Source organism: Streptomyces sp. 6-11-2 (assembly GCF_006540305.1).
Taxonomy (GTDB): domain Bacteria; phylum Actinomycetota; class Actinomycetes; order Streptomycetales; family Streptomycetaceae; genus Streptomyces.
The window spans coordinates 5,975,231-5,990,412 of sequence record NZ_BJOR01000001.1 but is presented as its reverse complement, the minus strand read 5'-3'; the positions used below and the strand labels follow the sequence as shown (position 1 = coordinate 5,990,412).

The 15,182-nt window shown below is 73.1% G+C and carries 12 protein-coding genes; 2 read left to right on the top strand and 10 right to left on the bottom strand.

Translation table 11 applies throughout. The features are described 5' to 3' along the window. Positions 1-162 precede the first annotated feature (162 nt). Positions 163-2,028: an AAA family ATPase gene (locus TNCT6_RS26530; RefSeq protein WP_141362872.1), complete on the top strand. Its 1,866-nt coding sequence runs from the start codon at positions 163-165 to the stop codon at positions 2,026-2,028. A gap of 25 nt (positions 2,029-2,053) precedes the next feature. Here the strand turns inward: TNCT6_RS26530 and TNCT6_RS26525 are convergent, their stop codons facing one another. Genes TNCT6_RS26525 through TNCT6_RS26515 form a run of 4 tightly spaced genes read right to left on the bottom strand, consistent with a single transcriptional unit; the run spans position 2,054 to position 9,089 of the window. Next, complete coding sequence (locus TNCT6_RS26525) at positions 2,054-5,791, bottom strand: pentapeptide repeat-containing protein (protein ID WP_141362870.1); 3,738 nt, start codon at positions 5,789-5,791, stop codon at positions 2,054-2,056. Next, the gene (locus TNCT6_RS26520; RefSeq protein WP_172633031.1) at positions 5,784-6,584 is read right to left on the bottom strand and encodes an SIR2 family protein; all 801 of its coding nucleotides are present in this window, start codon (positions 6,582-6,584) and stop codon (positions 5,784-5,786) included. The genes TNCT6_RS26525 and TNCT6_RS26520 overlap by 8 nt, the downstream gene beginning before the upstream one ends. Before the next feature lie 52 nt (positions 6,585-6,636). Next, positions 6,637-7,752: a hypothetical protein gene (locus TNCT6_RS40025; protein WP_172633030.1), complete on the bottom strand. Its 1,116-nt coding sequence runs from the start codon at positions 7,750-7,752 to the stop codon at positions 6,637-6,639. Next, positions 7,749-9,089, bottom strand: coding sequence for a radical SAM protein (locus TNCT6_RS26515; protein ID WP_172633029.1), 1,341 nt, complete (start codon positions 9,087-9,089; stop codon positions 7,749-7,751). The genes TNCT6_RS40025 and TNCT6_RS26515 overlap by 4 nt, the downstream gene beginning before the upstream one ends. A 216-nt stretch (positions 9,090-9,305) precedes the next feature. On the opposite strand from TNCT6_RS26515, the gene TNCT6_RS26510 reads away from it, so the two are divergent. Beyond that, entirely contained in the window at positions 9,306-10,088 is a 783-nt protein-coding gene (locus tag TNCT6_RS26510; RefSeq protein WP_141362864.1) for a hypothetical protein, read from the top strand. A gap of 236 nt (positions 10,089-10,324) precedes the next feature. Here the strand turns inward: TNCT6_RS26510 and TNCT6_RS26500 are convergent, their stop codons facing one another. The 6 genes from TNCT6_RS26500 to ribH form a co-directional block, all read right to left on the bottom strand. Continuing rightward, complete coding sequence (locus tag TNCT6_RS26500) at positions 10,325-11,395, bottom strand: hemolysin family protein (protein ID WP_141362862.1); 1,071 nt, start codon at positions 11,393-11,395, stop codon at positions 10,325-10,327. Then, the gene (locus TNCT6_RS26495) at positions 11,392-12,738 is read right to left on the bottom strand and encodes a hemolysin family protein (protein WP_141362860.1); all 1,347 of its coding nucleotides are present in this window, start codon (positions 12,736-12,738) and stop codon (positions 11,392-11,394) included. The genes TNCT6_RS26500 and TNCT6_RS26495 overlap by 4 nt, the downstream gene beginning before the upstream one ends. Positions 12,739-12,963: 225 nt before the next feature. Then, on the bottom strand, positions 12,964-13,431 hold the full coding sequence (locus TNCT6_RS26490) for a PH domain-containing protein (RefSeq protein WP_141362858.1): 468 nt from the start codon (positions 13,429-13,431) through the stop codon (positions 12,964-12,966). A 21-nt stretch (positions 13,432-13,452) separates the two neighbouring features. After that, the gene (hisG, locus tag TNCT6_RS26485; RefSeq protein WP_141362856.1) at positions 13,453-14,301 is read right to left on the bottom strand and encodes an ATP phosphoribosyltransferase; all 849 of its coding nucleotides are present in this window, start codon (positions 14,299-14,301) and stop codon (positions 13,453-13,455) included. Between the two features lie 71 nt (positions 14,302-14,372). Beyond that, on the bottom strand, positions 14,373-14,645 hold the full coding sequence (locus tag TNCT6_RS26480) for a phosphoribosyl-ATP diphosphatase (RefSeq protein ID WP_031486114.1): 273 nt from the start codon (positions 14,643-14,645) through the stop codon (positions 14,373-14,375). Positions 14,646-14,679: 34 nt separating this feature from the next. Then, positions 14,680-15,165: a 6,7-dimethyl-8-ribityllumazine synthase gene (ribH, locus tag TNCT6_RS26475; protein WP_141362854.1), complete on the bottom strand. Its 486-nt coding sequence runs from the start codon at positions 15,163-15,165 to the stop codon at positions 14,680-14,682. Positions 15,166-15,182: the final 17 nt, after the last annotated feature.

Genomic DNA, 15,182 nt, shown 5'->3' with positions numbered 1-15,182 from the left:
GGCGGGCGGCGGCCCCGCAGGTACGATGCCCTCGGTGCGACCTTTGAACGACTGCTTCGCGCACCTGCAACTCCGGTCCGCGGCAGAGCGGTTCGACCACAGGAAGCCGTCAGGTGGATGCCTGGCGGCGAACCTTCGGGGGCACGGTTTGTGGGGGACGTGATGGACTTCGGCACGCAGGGCCCGAAGGCCCCGGCCGACCTCGCGTGGCTGCGAGGCGTGGACGCCTACACGATGGGCGCCTATCCGCAGGCGGAGGAGGAGTTCCGGGCCGCGGTGCGGCTCGACCCGGGGATGGCCGACGGCTGGCTCGGTCTGCACGCGCTGCGCGTCGACACGACGACCGCGCTGCTCAGGATGTTCCGGCACCGCGACCGCTTCAACGAACAGCGCGCCCGGCACCGCCGCACCCTCAACTCCTGGTACTGGCTGGGCTGGTGGGTGCAGCCCGTACTGGAGAGCCCGCGCGACCTGCTGCTCGCGCACGTCTCGCACTGGCTGGACGGCCGCCATGTCCCCGAGCTGGACCGCGCGCTGGCCGGGCTGCCGCCGGTGGACGCCGACCCCCAGGTCCGCTTTCTGCACGCCTGCCGCGCCTACCTCGTCAAGGACTGGGAACAGCTCGTCCGGCACACCGACCCGCTGCTCGACGATCCGCTGCTCGGCATCGAGGCCGGACTGTTCGGCGGCATGGCCCGGGTGCGCCTGGAGATGTACGGGCAGGCCGAGCCGCTGCTGTCGGCCGCGCTGATGCGCTGCCGCAGCGAGCAGCCGCAGCGCAAGGAACTCAGGTACTGGCTGGCGCGGGCGCACGAGGGCACCGGCCGCAGCGCGGCGGCACTGCCCCTGTACCGGGCGGTGCACCGGGTCGATCCGGCCTTCATGGACACCTCGGCGCGGCTCACGGCGATCGCCGAGGGCGACGGGTACGAGGACACGGCCGGCCTCGCCGCGATCACCCTCACCGGCCTCGGGCAGGACCTCATGGACGGCCCGGATCTGCTGGACCCGCTGTTCGGCGCCGAGGGCCGGGACCTGAAGCTGTCCGGGACCGACCTGTCGGTGACCGGTCCACTGCCGTCGGTGACCGATCCGGCGGTGCGTCGGCGCACCCCGGCCGCCGACGCGCCGCTGCCCACCGGGCCCACCGACCCGGCGCTACTGGAGGAAGCGCTCTCCGAACTCGAGCGCATGGTGGGGCTCGAACCGGTGAAGCGGCAGGTCAAGGCCCTGTCGGCGCAGTTGAACATGGCGCGGCTGCGGGCAGGGCAGGGGCTGCCCGTGCAGCCGCCCAAACGCCACTTCGTCTTCTCCGGCCCCTCGGGCACCGGCAAGACCACCGTCGCCCGCATCCTCGGCCGTGTCTTCTACGCGCTCGGCCTGCTCGGCGGCGACCATCTGGTGGAGGCGCAGCGGGCCGACCTGGTCGGCGAATATCTGGGGCAGACCGCCGTCAAGGCCAACGAGCTCATCGACTCCGCGATCGGCGGTGTGCTCTTCGTCGACGAGGCCTACTCCCTGTCGAACTCGGGTTACGGCAAGGGCGACGCGTACGGCGACGAGGCCCTCCAGGTGCTGCTCAAGCGGGCCGAGGACAACCGCGACCACCTGGTGGTGATCCTCGCCGGCTACCCCGAGGGCATGGACCGCCTGCTCGCCGCGAACCCCGGGCTGTCGTCGCGCTTCACCACCCGGGTGGACTTCCCGTCGTACCGGCCGACGGAACTCACCGAGATCGGCAAGGTGCTCGCCACGGAGAACGGTGACCTGTGGGACGACGAGGCCCGGGACGAGCTGCACTCGATCGCCGGGCACGTGGTCGACCAGGGCTGGATCGACGAACTCGGCAACGGCCGGTTCCTGCGGACCCTCTACGAGAAGAGCTGCGCCTACCGGGACCTGAGGTTGTCCACGTACCCGGGAACGCCGACCCGGGACGACTTGTCGACCCTGCGGCTGCCGGACCTGATGCAGGCGTACGGGGAGGTGCTGTCGGGACGGGGGCCCCAGGATCCGTCGGGGGTGTGAGCACGGCCCCCGCCACCGAGGGCGGTCAGTCGTCGAGGATCGCGCCGCGTTCGCCCATGAACCGCAGCCACTCCCGGTGCCAGCCCGTGGTGCCCCGCAGGTCCACGCCGTGCCAGTCCGGTTCGGAGCGGCGGCCGACCAGCCGCTCGCCCAGGGGCTCCCCCGAACCGCTGTCGAACAGCCGTACCCAGCCGTCCGCGCCGGCCGTCGCCACCACCCCGGACTTGGCGTGCAGCGCCACGGAGAGCACGGCGTGTCCCCCGCCCACCGACCAGTTGCGCTCCCGGTGCCTCAGGTCCCAGGAGCTGAGCGTGCCGTCCCGGCAGCCGCAGTAGAGCACCCCGGTGCCCGAGTCGTACACCAGGCCGAGCACCGTGTCCCCCAGTACGGCGAGGTCGGCGGCATGGCTGCCGTCGTCCTGGACGAAGAGCCGGATCCTGCGGTCGTCGCTGCCGCTGGCCACCAGGCCCGTGCCCGGCAGCGCGCACAGGCAGTACACCCCGGCGTCCGGGTGCGCGACCCACTGCCTGACGGGCCGGCCGGTGACGGCGTCCAGGGCGGCCACGGTTCCGGCGGAGGAACCGGCGAACATCAGGCCGGCGTCCGGGTCCAGGGCGAGGGAGCGCACGTAGCCGGAGGAGACCCGCGTCTGCCACACCTCGTCGCCGTCGAGGGTCCACAGCCGTACGGAACCGTCGGTGCCGCCCGAGGCGAGCCGGGTGTCCCCGACCGCGACGGCGGAGGTGGTGGGGGCGCCGTGGTGGGCGATCTCCAGGAAGGCCTGCCCGTTCTCCCGGTCCGCCAGATACACGCCGCCGTCGAGGGCGGCCGCCACCACATAGCGGCCGTGGGACATCAGGGCCATGTTGCGGAAGACCCCCGGGCAGCGCATGCTCTCCAGGGTGTCCAGGCGGGCCCGGTCCAGCACCTGCACCAGGCCCTCGGCGGTGCCGGCCACGACCTCGCCGTCGTCGGGCAGCATGCCCACCGCGGAGACCACCTGGGTCTCGTGCAGCATCGCTCCGTGCAGCCAGGCGCCCCGCAGGTCGGCTCCGGTCACCACGGCACCCTGGAGCAGCACCGAGCGCAGATCGCAGTTGCGCAGATCGGCGCCGGCGAGGCGGGCGCCCTGGAGGTCGGCACCGCGCAGATCGAGTCCGCGCAGCGAGCGGCCGGCCAGGGAGACGCCCATGCGGTTGGCCAGGGAGAGGCAGTTGGCGGGCAGCCGGCCGCCGACCAGGGAGCCCACCGGTCCGGCGGCGGGCTCGCGGACGGCCGGCGCCGACCCGCCCGGGGGCAGCCAGTCCAGCGGCGACAGTCCGGCGGAGGCCAGTTGCTCGGCCAGGTAGCCGACCGGTTCGGGCAGCAGCAGCCGTTCGTCCAGCGGGGCCCGGTCCCCGGCCCGCAGCGCCGTGCACAGGCTGCGCGCGGTGAGGAACTCGCGCATCGTCTTGAGCCGGAAGCGCACGGTGCCGTCGGCGGCCACCCGCAGGAAGGCCTCCCAGCGGGGGTCGGTGCTCAGCGGCCCGGCCGTCCCGGCGGAGGCGGGTTCGGGCACGCCGAGGATGCCGCGGGCCTCGGCCAGCGGCAGGGCGTGGGTGGCCCGGCTGCGCATCCGGCCCGCGAGCGCCGCGAGCCGGTCGGTGTCGGCGCGGACCGCCGCGCCGTCGACGGCGACGCGTTCGGCGCCGCCGAGCAGGACGGTGACGTACTCCTCGAACAGCTCCGAGGCGGTCGTGGGGGCCTCGCGGCCGGGCACGGCCAGTACCACGGACATCAGGTCGAGCAGACCGGGCAGCCGGGCCAGGTCGGTCAGGGCGCTGCTGGCGTCGATCAGCCGCCGCACCGGTTCCGACCGGGTGCCGAGCCGACGCACCAGGGCCTGGACGCGCTGCTCGTAGCCGAGGTCGGCGAGCCGGATCACCTCGAAGGTGGACCCGTCCGACAGCCGGAGTCCGGGGACGCCGGCGGTGTCCTCGGCCGCGCTCCCGGACATCGGCGCGCCCGGCGCATCACCGGGGCGCAGGGCGGAGCGGTCCTGTTCGAAGTAGCCGGGCCTGCTCGCCAGCAGGATCTTGCTCCGGGGGCCCACCAGATCGGCGAGTTCGGCCAGCGTGCGCCGGGCACGCTCGGGAGTGACCTGCCAGCGCAGTTCGTCGAGCCCGTCGAGGATGACGACCAGCCGGCCGGTGTCGTTGGCGTACCGGAAGGACTGTGTGCCGCCGAGGAGCTCGGCGCCCTTGCCGCGCATCTGCGCGATCAGGAAGTCCTCCAGCGTGCCGGTGGCCGGCATCTCCGACAGCAGGGCGAGCACGGGGACACGTCCGCGGTCGGGGTCGTCCAGGCAGCGGCGGGCCAGGGCGTAAGCGAGGTGCCGGCAGTACCAGGACTTGCCGCTGCCGGGTTCGCCGAGCAGGGTCAGCTGACTGTGCGAGCGCTCGCGCAGCCAGGAGTCGACGTAGTCGTCGAGCCAGTAGGCGTCGCCGCGCACCGGGGCCACCGCGTCGGACAGCGGGCGCCGGCACTGGAGGTCCACATAGGCGCCGCGCTGGGTTCCGTTCTCGTACTCGTCGAGGATCCAGCGCAGATACGGTTCGACGCCGAGTACGCGCTCCAGCAGGGACTGGCGTGTGTGCAGTTCGAGCCGGCCGTCGGTGGCGGCGAGGCGGCGGGCGGTGTTGGAGATCCTGGTCTCGGTGACGGCCATGCCCCGGCCGTGTCCGCCGACGCGTTCGGCGAGCCGGCGCACATCACCGCCCGACAGCTCGCCCTCCACGATGTGCGCGGTGAGCGGCCCGGGTTCGGTGGGGTGGCCGAAGACCGACTCCACGGCGCGGTCGCTCAGCCGTACCGAGTGCTGTGCGCTCCAGCCGAGGACGCCGAGCTGCTCCTCGCACTCCCTTATGGCCGGTGACTCTCCGCGCAGCGCCTCGGTGCCCTGCCGTTCGGCGGTGCCCCGGACCAGGTCGAGCAGGTCCCGGGTGTAGGCGGCGGTGGGGGCGCCGTCGGTGGTGACGACCTTGATCTGGCGCCGCCCGTAGGCGGCGCGCACGCCCTCGTCGGCCTCGGGCAGCACCACGACGGCGCCGCGCCAGTAGGCGCCGAGCGAGTGCAGGGCGGGTGCCAGGAGTTCTTCGAGGACCGGGTCGTACGGGGCGAAGCCGACGAGGACCAGGGTGTGCGAGGCGGGCAGGTCGGCCAGGCGGGCGGTGAGCAGGGGGCGCAGAAAGCGCGCGGCCCGCCGCTCCCGTTCGCCGAGCAGGGCGTCCTGCGGGGCGTCCAGACAGCCGAAGAGATGGACGATCTGGGGCTGTGCGGTGTCCCAGAAGGCGATCGCCGTCTCGGTCTTGACGACGTGGAAGGGGCGCCGGAAGCGGCGGTAGGCGTGTTCGGCCGTCGGATACAGCGAGGTGACCAGGAGGCAGGCCGGTGGGCGGGACGCGAGCCATTCATGGAGCGCTTCGGAGGGCGAAGGGGGCCGTGCGGGCGTCTCGCCGGGCACCGCCGGGCGTCCTGCGCTGCGCAGCAGGGTGATCAGGGCGGCGCGGCCGAAGCGGGCCAGGTACTCCTCGGTGAGCCGGCCCAGCGGAGGGGCCGAGGACTCGTCGGCGCGGCCGAGTTCGGCGAGCAGCGCCGTGCGGACCGTGTCATCCGTCTCGCGGTCGAACTCGGGGCCCAGGACCACGGCCAGGGAGCCGGTCTCCCAGGCCCGGGCCAGTTCGACGACGAGGTGCGGGTCGAACTCCGGCTGGGTGTCAGGCATGGGCGGCGCTCAGTCCGTCCAGCCAGCGGGCCAGGGCCCGGGTGACGCCGTCTTCCGTCACGTCGAGCGGCAGGGTGCGCAGCCCGCGGGTGAGCGCGACCCGCTGCTGCAGGGGCGAGACGTCGGCGGTCAGCACCCAGCCGACGGGTTTGTGCTCACCGAGCCCGGCGGTCGCCAGGTCCCAGAGCATGTTGAACTCCGGGTCGGACGGCCCGGCGCCGAGCACCAGCAGTTCATGAGTCTCCAGCAGGCCGCGCACGTACTCGGCGAGCCTGGGTTTGACCGCGCCGTACACCGCGAAGTCCCGGCGGGTGACGGTCAGCGTCTCCGGGTTGAGCACATCGCCGCACATCTTGACCAGCCGGGGGCGGGCGGGGGCGGTGTAGGCGAGGTCGGAGTCCCGTACGACGACGTCGACCGGACCGGCGACATCCTGCAGGGCCTCCTCGAGCAGCACGTCGTAGTTGGTGGTGAGGATCTCCTTGAGGCCGGTGGCGGCCAGTGCCCGGTGCGCCTCGGTACAGGCGAGGGAGCGGCGCAGTTCGCGGCGCAGATGGGAGATGAGGCTGTTGCGGCCGTACTCCGCCTCGTACGCCTCGGCCAGCGCGGGCAGGTCGTCGGGCAGCGGGGCGCCGCCGGCCGCCGGGCCCAGGGCCTGCCCGAGCGGGGCGAAGAGCCGGCCCCAGCCGGGGTATCCGGCGCCCATGGACAGTCCGGCGCCCACGAGGACGGCCAGGCGGCCCTCCGCGGCCCGTGCGGCGAGGTGTCCGAACACTCCGTCGGCTGCTGTCATCCGCGTCCACCGTCCCCGTTCGTTCGTCGTGCGTCGGTCGTACGTCCGTCGATCACTCGGTGTCCGTCCGCCCGGCGGGGCCGCGCAGCTCCGCGACGGCGGAGCGGAAGCGGGAGACGGAGGCGTTGCCCCGGCCGTGGCCGTAGTCGTGCCGGACCCCGACCTCCAGTTGCCGGGTGACCCAAGCGTCCCACACCGCACGCACCCGCGGGTCCTCGATCGCATCGAGGGCCGCCCGGATCCGACGGGTCAACCGGCCTGTGGCCATGGCGACATGGGAGCGCACGGCGTAGTGCTCCAGCATCCGGTCCACCCGGACGAGTGCCTCGGCGCCGAGCGGGCCGCGGCCCCACACCCGGCGGGCGAGCCACTGCCGGTCGGCGGGGTCGGCGCGCCGCCACAGCAGTCCCGAGACCGCGGTCACCCTGCCGTCGCCGAGGTCGGAGTGGCGCCGTCCGCCGTCGCGGCTCTCCCTGGCGGTGGTGTTGCGCAGGTCGTTGCGCAGCTGGCCGGCCTCGGCGCACCAGGGGTAGGCGGTGGTGACGAAGGCCGCCGCGCGCGGGTCGCAACCGGCGGTCAGGACGTCGGCCCAGGCGCGCCCGACGAAGGCGGTGCGCCGCCGGGCCGCCTCGGTGTAACGCTCCCAGGAGAACGCGTCGGTGGTCAGCGCGTGCCGCTGCGACTGGCCGTCGGCCATCCCGGTCACGCACTCCTCCCACAGCGCGCCGGGCAGCCCGGCGAGCGGTCCCGAGCGCGGCACGCCCCGCCGGGCGGCCTCCAGGGAGCGGGTCAACTCGCCACGTCCGTGGGCCGCGTAGGCCGTGGCAGTGCCGTAGCGCACGCGTTTGCGGTCGAGCAGGTCGTCGAGGCAGTAGAAAACCGCGAACATCAGCTCCGGCACCAGACAGCGGTGGACCAGCCGGTTGGGGCGGCCGAGGGTCAGCCAGGGCAGTACGGCGCGGTACTTGCGGCCGGGCATCGCCTCGACGTAGTGCACGGCGGCCGGGCCCAGCCAGTGCGCGGCGGCGGTGCGCAGCGGGGTGCTCCACAGGTCCTGGACGAAGACCGCGGTGAACTCGGTCTCCACCGCGCCGTACCAGGTGGTGACCGGCCAGGGCGCCCCCTCGGGCCCGGTGGGGGCCAGGTCCGGGGCCGGGGGGACGTTCACTGAGCCGGCCGGCGGGGCGCCGCGGCGGGGCGCTCGCCGCTCGTCCGGCCGGCGGCCGGGCCCACCGTGTCCAGCCAGTGTTCCCAGGAGTGCACGGCCAGGGCCGTGTCCCTCATGGAGAGGATGCCGCGGCCGAACGGCTCGCTCACCGTCTTGCGGTTGGCCCAGAACACATCGGCGAAGTCCTCGGCCGCGGCGAGCCGGCGATAGTCGACGTACGTCATCGGGCGGGGTACGGCGCCGGCCGCGCGCACGGTGTCCAGGGTCACGGCGACCTCGTGGCGGGTCTGGCCGGGCAGCCCCACCATGACGAAGCAGATCAGCAGGACGCCCTCGGCCGCGCACCAGGCGCCCAGATCGGCCAGCCGCTCGGCGCCGACGCGCCCGGAGAAGCGGTTCCGGCCGTCCGGGAGCAGCGACTCCACGCCGACGGCCACGCGGGTGCAGCCGGCCGCGGCCATCTCGCCCAGCAGCGGCGGGTCGAGTTCGGCGTGCGAGGTGACGCACTTCCAGGTGACCCCGGTGCGCGGGGTGCCGACGCGGGCGCAGAAGTCGTGGACGTAGTCGCGGTGGGCGGTGAAGTTGGCCCCGAACAGTGAGACCGCGGTGTATCCGTGGCTCTCGCGGGCCGCGCGCAGATAGCCGGCCAGGGTGTCCAGGCCCGTGCGGAAGTACTCGTGGCGGCCCATCACGTCGGGGATCGGGCAGTAGCCGCAGTAGCTGTCGCAGCCGCGTGACACGCCGACCGCGAGCTCCCGTTCGGGTTCGCGGCCCGGGTACGACTCGTCCGCGGGCAGCCGCGCGTACCCGGCGACGGGCAGCAGGTCCAGTGCGGGCAGCTCCCAGTCGCCGGCCAGGCGGACGCCGGCCGGGCCGCGGGTCCAGGTGCCCGCCGTCCGGGTCAGGGTGCCGGGCACGGGTCCCGGCTCGGCGCCGGCGGCCACCTGGGCGGCGATCTCGGCGAGTGCCGGCTCCCAGTCCTGCTCCAGGACGATCCAGTCGGCGTCGGTGCGCTGGAAGAGCCGGCGCAGGTGGTAGGCGCCCCGCCCGTACAGGGCGATCCGGGTGCCGGGGGACAGCTGGCGCAGCAGCCGGATGGTACGGGCCGTCTCCAGGGTGTTGTCCAGGGTGACGTGCAGGACGACGAGTCCGGTGGCGTGCAGTGCCTCCTCGACGACCGTGTCCCAGGTGACCTCGGGCAGGACGCCGTCGACGACGCGGACCTCGTGTCCGGCGCGGTCGCGCAGATGGGCGGCGACCTCGCCGAGCTCCACGAAGTGGTGGTCCAGGTTGAGATAGGCGCTCACACAGGGTGCTGAGACGATCCGGATCAGCATGGCCGGCCTCCTGGCGGGTCGCGCGAGTGTTCCCGGACAGTACGGAAGTACGGGGGTGCGGAGAGCCGCCGCGCCGGCCGGGCCTCGTGCGCCGGGCGCGCCGTGTAGTGAACCATGCCACACCAGCGAGGACGGGGGCAGCGGTGCGCGCGCCTCAACAAGTGCCGCGCACGGGGCAGTTGCGGTGGATCCCGCCATACGGAAACATCGGCCCGGATGAGGCATCTGCGCAATGTCGAGGTCTACGTGGCCGCGGCGCTGGCCGCCGTGTTCGCCGTGCTGTCGGTCATCGGTGACATCGTGCCGGTGGACCTGCGGTGGGCGGCGCTGCTCGCGGCGGTGGCCCTGCTGGTGTACCGGTCGGCGCTGGAGACCCGGGGCCCGTCCGGGGACGAGTTGCTGGGGGACCGGGTCGCGCTCCAGGAGACCTCGCCGCCGCTCGCCAAGCGGCTGGAAACGGCCCGTACGGTCTGGCTGTTCGCGCCGAGTGCGGTCAACTTCCTGACACCGCAGGTGTCCCAGGCGCTGCGGCACCATGTGCTGAGCCGGCCGGAGGGGTCGGTGCGGGTGGTGGTGCTGGACCCGGCGGCCACGGACGCCGTCGCGGTCGCCGAACATCAGCTGGACGACAGCCTGGACGCTCCGCTGCAGCGGCTGCGGCCGTCGCTCGACACGGTGCTCCGGCAGCTCCGCACCATGGACTCCTGGCCCCGCACCGGCACCTTCGAGTACCGGGTGCTCCCCTACAGCCCCGGCTTCAGCCTGCTGGCCGTCGACCCGGGCGAGCGGGACGGCTGGCTGGTCCTGGAACTGCACGGCATCCGCAACGAGGCCGTCACCAGCCGAATGCACCTGCGCCTCACCCGCCGCGCCCACGAGACGTGGCACCGCTACTGGCTCCACCAGTACGAACACCTCTGGCACCAGTCCCGGCCCCTGGACCCGGCCCCGGGTACGGGGCCCGGCCCGACCCCGGCGCCCGGTCCGGCCCCCGACTGACGAGCTGGTCCGGCCTGTGAGCGAGGCCCGGCGCACCGGTCCGCGCCGTGGCACCACGACGGCGCTGAGCGGCGGCGGCCCCCAGTGGGCAGCGGAGGTCAGCCTGCGGGACGCCCCGGCGCAACCGGCGAAGGGCTCCTCCGAAGACGGAAACCCGACCCGGCCGGGGCGACGACGCTCGGTGAAACGGCCACCGGCCCACCCGGTGAAGCGGGTGGGCCGGTGGCCGTGGTGGGTCAGGCCGTGAGGGCCTGCCGGGGGCCGGGGCGGGGGGACGTGAGGGTCGGGGTGCGGTGGGCCGGGTCTGTGACCTCACCGACCAGGAGCTCCAGCACGTCCTCCAAGGCGACCAGGCCCAGCACCCGGCCGGTGGTGTCGGCCACCTGGGCCAGATGCGTGGCGGCCCGGCGCATCACCGTCAGGGCGTCGTCGAGCGGCAGATCGGCCCGCAGTGTGGTCATCGGCCGCCAGGCCCGCTGTGGCACCGCCCCGTCGAGGTCCTCCAGGTCGAGCACGTCCTTGACGTGCAGATACCCCAGGAAGGCACCGTTGCCCGCGGCGACCGGGAAGCGCGAGTAGCCCGTCCGGGCGGTGAGCGCGACGATCTCGGCCGAAGTGACCGACGGGCCGACCGTGACCAGCGCCTCGGGCCGGAGCAGGACGTCGGTCACCGGGCGTGAGCCCAGCTCCAGCGCGTCCTCCAGACGCTCCTGCTCCTCGGGGTCCAGCAGCCCCGCCTGACGGGAGTCCTCCACCAGCCGCCCCAGCTGCACGCTGGTGAAGGCGGCCTCGACCTCGTCCTTGGGCTCGACGCGGAAGAGCCGCAGGACACCCTTGGCGCAGGCGCCGAGCGCCACCGTGATCGGCCGGCACAGCCGGGCGAAGGCGACCAGACCGGGACCGAGCCACAGCGCGGCCTTCTCCGGCGCGGCCATCGCGAGGTTCTTCGGCACCATCTCGCCGATCACGAGGTGGAAGAAGACCACGGCCGCGAGCGCGATGACGTAGCCGAGCGGGTGGACCATGCCGCTGGGCATGTGGAGCCATGCGAACACCGGCTCCAGCAGTCCGGCCACCGTCGGCTCGGCGACGGCGCCCAGGGTCAGCGAGCAGACGGTGATGCCGAACTGGGCGGCGGCCATCATCTGCGGCAGCCGCTCCAGGCCGTGCAGCACCTGGCGGGCCCGGGCCGTGCCGAGCGGTTCGATCTGGCTGCGGCGGACGGAGACGAGGGCGAACTCGGCACCGACGAAGAAGCCGTTGGCGAGGACCAGCAGCGCGGCGAAAAGCAGTTGGATCACGCTCATCGGGCGGCCTCCGCCACGGCCGGGACCGGGTCCGCCGCGGTGGCGGTGCGGACCAGCCGCACCCGCTCCGCGCGGTAGTGCTCGACCTGGCGCACGGCCAGCCGCCAGCCCGGCAGCTCGGCGCTGTCGCCGGGGGCCGGGATGCGGCCGAGCAGGTCGGCGACCAGGCCGGCGACGGTCTCGTACGGGCCCTCGGGCGCGTCCAGGCCGATCCGCCGGAGCAGGTCGACCCGGCAGCCGCCGTCGACGTCCCAGGCGGGGCTCCCGTCCTCGGGCGGGGCCGGCGCGAGTTCCGGCACGTCCGTGGCGTCGTGCTCGTCGCGGACCTCGCCGACGAGTTCCTCGACGATGTCCTCCAGGGTGACGACGCCCGCGGTGCCGCCGTACTCGTCGACGACGACCGCGATCGGCTGCTCGTTGCGCAGTTGGGCGAGCAGCGGCTGCACCGGCAGGGTCTCGGGGACCAGCAGCGCCGGGCGGGCGATACGGCCCACCGGGGTGCGCAGCCACTCGTCGGACGGCACCGCGAGGGCGTCCTTGAGGTGGACCATGCCGACGACCTCGTCGATCTTCTCGTGGTACACGGGGAAGCGGGACAGGCCGGTGGCACGGGTGAGGTTCACCACGTCCTCGGCGGTCGCCGAGGACTGCAGCGCGCTGACCTTGACCCGCGGGGTCATGACGTGCTCTGCGGTCAGGTCACCCAGGGACAGGGTGCGCACGAAGAGGTCCGCGGTGTCCTGTTCGAGGGCGCCGGCCCGGGCCGAGTGGCGGGCCAGCGAGACCAGCTCGCCGGGGGTGCGGGCGGAGGCCAGCTCCTCCGTGGGTTCGACGCCCAGGGCGCGCACCAGCCGGTTGGCGACCGTGTTGAGCGCCGCGATCACCGGGTGGAACAGGCGCGAGAAGAGATGCTGCGGGCCGGCCACGAAACGCGCCACCTGAAGGGGCCGGGAGACCGCCCAGTTCTTGGGTACGAGCTCGCCGATCACCATCTGGACCGCCGAGGCCAGCAGCATGCCGACGACGACGGCGACCCCGGAGACGGCTCCGCCGGGGACACCGGCCGCCGCGAACGGGCCGCGCAGCAGCCCGGCCAGCGCCGGTTCGGCGAGCATGCCGACGACCAGGGAGGTGATGGTGATGCCGAGCTGGGTGCCGGAGAGCTGGAAGGACAGCTCCTTGAGGGACTCGACGACCCTGAGGGCCCGTCTGTCGCCCTCCTCGGCGGCCTTCTCGGCGTCCGGGCGCTCGACCGTGACCAGGCCGAACTCGGCCGCGACGAAGAAGCCGTTGGCGAGAATGAGCAGAAGCGCCGCTCCGAGGAGCAGCAGGGGGATGGTCATGATGCCGCCGCCTCCGCATATACGCGGAACAGGTCCACGCTATGTCGGCAGGGGGCGGCGCAGGTACTGCAGGACGATCCGTCCATCGCCGGAGGGAGTCACTCCTCGGGTAGCAGGAGCCCCTGGCACCGGTCGTGGAACCCAGGGGCGGAGGCGCAGCGAAAACGCGTCCGTAACCAGATTAATCAAGACACCGGCAGATGCGGCAGGGCGGACGGCACCGAGTCAGTCCCGAGGTTCGTCCGGGGACCGCTCGGAGCCCGGGACCGAACGGGCTTCGACGAGCGCGCGCAGGGCGCGCGCATCGGCGATGGCCTGCTGTTTCGCTATGCCCGGCTGGATGCCCAGCGCGGCCAGGCTGGTGCCGTCGCTGAGGTTCAGGAAAACCCACGGATCACCCGGGCGCAGGTTGACCTGTACTATCTCGGCCCACTCCAGACGGCGCCGGCCGGCGATGTTGACGACGGTGACACCCGCGTCGTCGGCGACCACCTTCGGGCGGGCGAGCAGGACCAGGACCCCGGCCAGGAGCGCGCCGGTGAAGGCGAAACTCACCCGTTCGCCGGGGCTGAGCTGCTCCAGCAGCAGCCCCACGGTCGTGATCACCACGAATATGGCCGCTCCGGCGGTGAGCAGGACGGCCCGGGTGCGGCCCGGCCGGAAGGTGACGGGAAGTGCGGGCAGGTCGGACATCTCTGTGTGCCTCCTCGTCCCTCAGAGACGGCAGGCGTGGATGGCCGTGGTGAGGATGGCCCGGGCACCGATCTGGTACAGATCGTCCATGATCCGCTGTGCCTCCTTGGCGGGGACCATGGCGCGCACGGCGACCCAGCCCTCGTTGTGCAGCGGGGAGACGGTCGGGGACTCCAGGCCCGGGGTGAGCGCGACGGCCTTCTCCAACTGCTCGACCCGGCAGTCGTAGTCCATCATCACGTACGTCCGGGCCACCAGGACGCCCTGGAGGCGGCGCAGGAACTGCTGCACCTTGGGCTCCTCGACGTCGGCGCCGGTGCGGCGGACGACGATCGCCTCGGACTTCATGATCGACTCGCCGACGATCTCCAGTCCGGCGTTGCGCAGGGAGGTGCCGGTCTCGACGACGTCGGCGATGGCCTCGGCCACACCGAGTTCGATGGCGGTCTCGACGGCGCCGTCCAGGTGGACGACGGAGGCGTCGATGCCGCTGTCGGCGAGGTGCTTGCTGACGATGCCCTCGTAGGACGTGGCGACCGTCTTGCCGTTCAGGTCCGCGACGCCGCCGACCGTGCCGGGCTTGGCCGCGTAGTGGAAGGTGGAGCGGGCGAAGCCGAGCGGAAGGATCTCCTCGGCGCCCGCGCCGGAGTCGATGAGCAGGTCGCGGCCGGTGATGCCGATGTCCAGGCGGCCGGTGGAGACGTAGATCGCGATGTCGCGGGGGCGGAGGTAGAAGAACTCCACCTCGTTGACCGGGTCGACGATCCGCAGTTCCTTGGACTCCCGCCGTTGCTGGTAGCCGGCCTCATGCAGCATGTCCGCCGCAGGGCCGGAGAGTGAACCCTTGTTGGGGACGGCGATGCGCAGCATGAGGTCGGCTTCCTTCGTTCGTCTTGTACGACAGTGTGTGCGGTTGCTGGTACTCGGAGTGCTCGGAGTGCTCAGAGGTGGGCGTAGACGTCGTCCAGGGAGATGCCGCGGGCGACCATCATCACCTGGACGTGGTACAGCAGCTGCGAGATCTCCTCGGCGGCCGCCTCCTTGCCCTCGTACTCGGCGGCCATCCAGACCTCGGCGGCCTCCTCGACGACCTTCTTGCCGATGGCATGGACACCCTTGCCGACCAGCTCGGCCGTGCGGGAGGTGGCGGGGTCGCCGTTGGCGGCCTTGTGCTGGAGCTCGGTGAAGAGCTCCTCGAACGTCTTCTTGGACATGGTGCTGCCAACCCTACGCGCTCCGGGCGGCTGCTCACCGCCAGGGTTCGGATACCGAGCGGAGCGTGGCGGCGGTCGCGACCGCCGCGGTGACCGCCTCGTGGCCCTTGTCCTCGCTGGATCCCTTCAGGCCGGCCCGGTCCAGGGCCTGCTCCTCGGTGTCGCAGGTGAGCACGCCGAAGCCGACGGGAACGCCGGTCTCGACCGACACCTGGGTCAGGCCGTTGGCGACGCCCTGGCACACATAGTCGAAGTGTGGGGTGCCGCCCCGGATGACGACGCCGAGGGCGACGACCGCGTCGTAGCCGCGCCCGGCCAGGACCTTCGCCACCACCGGAAGCTCGAAGCTGCCCGGCACCCGGAGCAGGGTCGGCTCGTCGATCCCCAGCTCGTGCAGGGCGCGCAGGGCCCCGTCCACGAGTCCGTCCATCACCTTCTCGTGCCACTGCGCCGCGACGACGGCGACCCTGAGGTCCCCGACGTTCCGGACGGACAGTTCCGGTGCACCCTTGCCGCTCACGTGTCTCCTCGAGTCTT

Excerpts from the sequence above, each read along its gene's own strand:
- TNCT6_RS26495 (WP_141362860.1), bottom strand. The coding sequence starts at position 12,738 with ATGACCATCCCCCTGCTGCTCCTCGGAGCGGCGCTTCTGCTCATTCTC.
- TNCT6_RS26490 (WP_141362858.1), bottom strand. The coding sequence starts at position 13,431 with ATGTCCGACCTGCCCGCACTTCCCGTCACCTTCCGGCCGGGCCGCACC.
- TNCT6_RS26520 (WP_172633031.1), bottom strand. The coding sequence starts at position 6,584 with ATGACAGCAGCCGACGGAGTGTTCGGACACCTCGCCGCACGGGCCGCG.
- TNCT6_RS26530 (WP_141362872.1), top strand. The coding sequence starts at position 163 with ATGGACTTCGGCACGCAGGGCCCGAAGGCCCCGGCCGACCTCGCGTGG.
- TNCT6_RS26510 (WP_141362864.1), top strand. The coding sequence starts at position 9,306 with ATGAGGCATCTGCGCAATGTCGAGGTCTACGTGGCCGCGGCGCTGGCC.
- TNCT6_RS26480 (WP_031486114.1), bottom strand. The coding sequence starts at position 14,645 with ATGTCCAAGAAGACGTTCGAGGAGCTCTTCACCGAGCTCCAGCACAAG.
- hisG (WP_141362856.1), bottom strand. The coding sequence starts at position 14,301 with ATGCTGCGCATCGCCGTCCCCAACAAGGGTTCACTCTCCGGCCCTGCG.
- TNCT6_RS26525 (WP_141362870.1), bottom strand. The coding sequence starts at position 5,791 with ATGCCTGACACCCAGCCGGAGTTCGACCCGCACCTCGTCGTCGAACTG.
- TNCT6_RS26500 (WP_141362862.1), bottom strand. The coding sequence starts at position 11,395 with ATGAGCGTGATCCAACTGCTTTTCGCCGCGCTGCTGGTCCTCGCCAAC.
- TNCT6_RS26515 (WP_172633029.1), bottom strand. The coding sequence starts at position 9,089 with ATGCTGATCCGGATCGTCTCAGCACCCTGTGTGAGCGCCTATCTCAAC.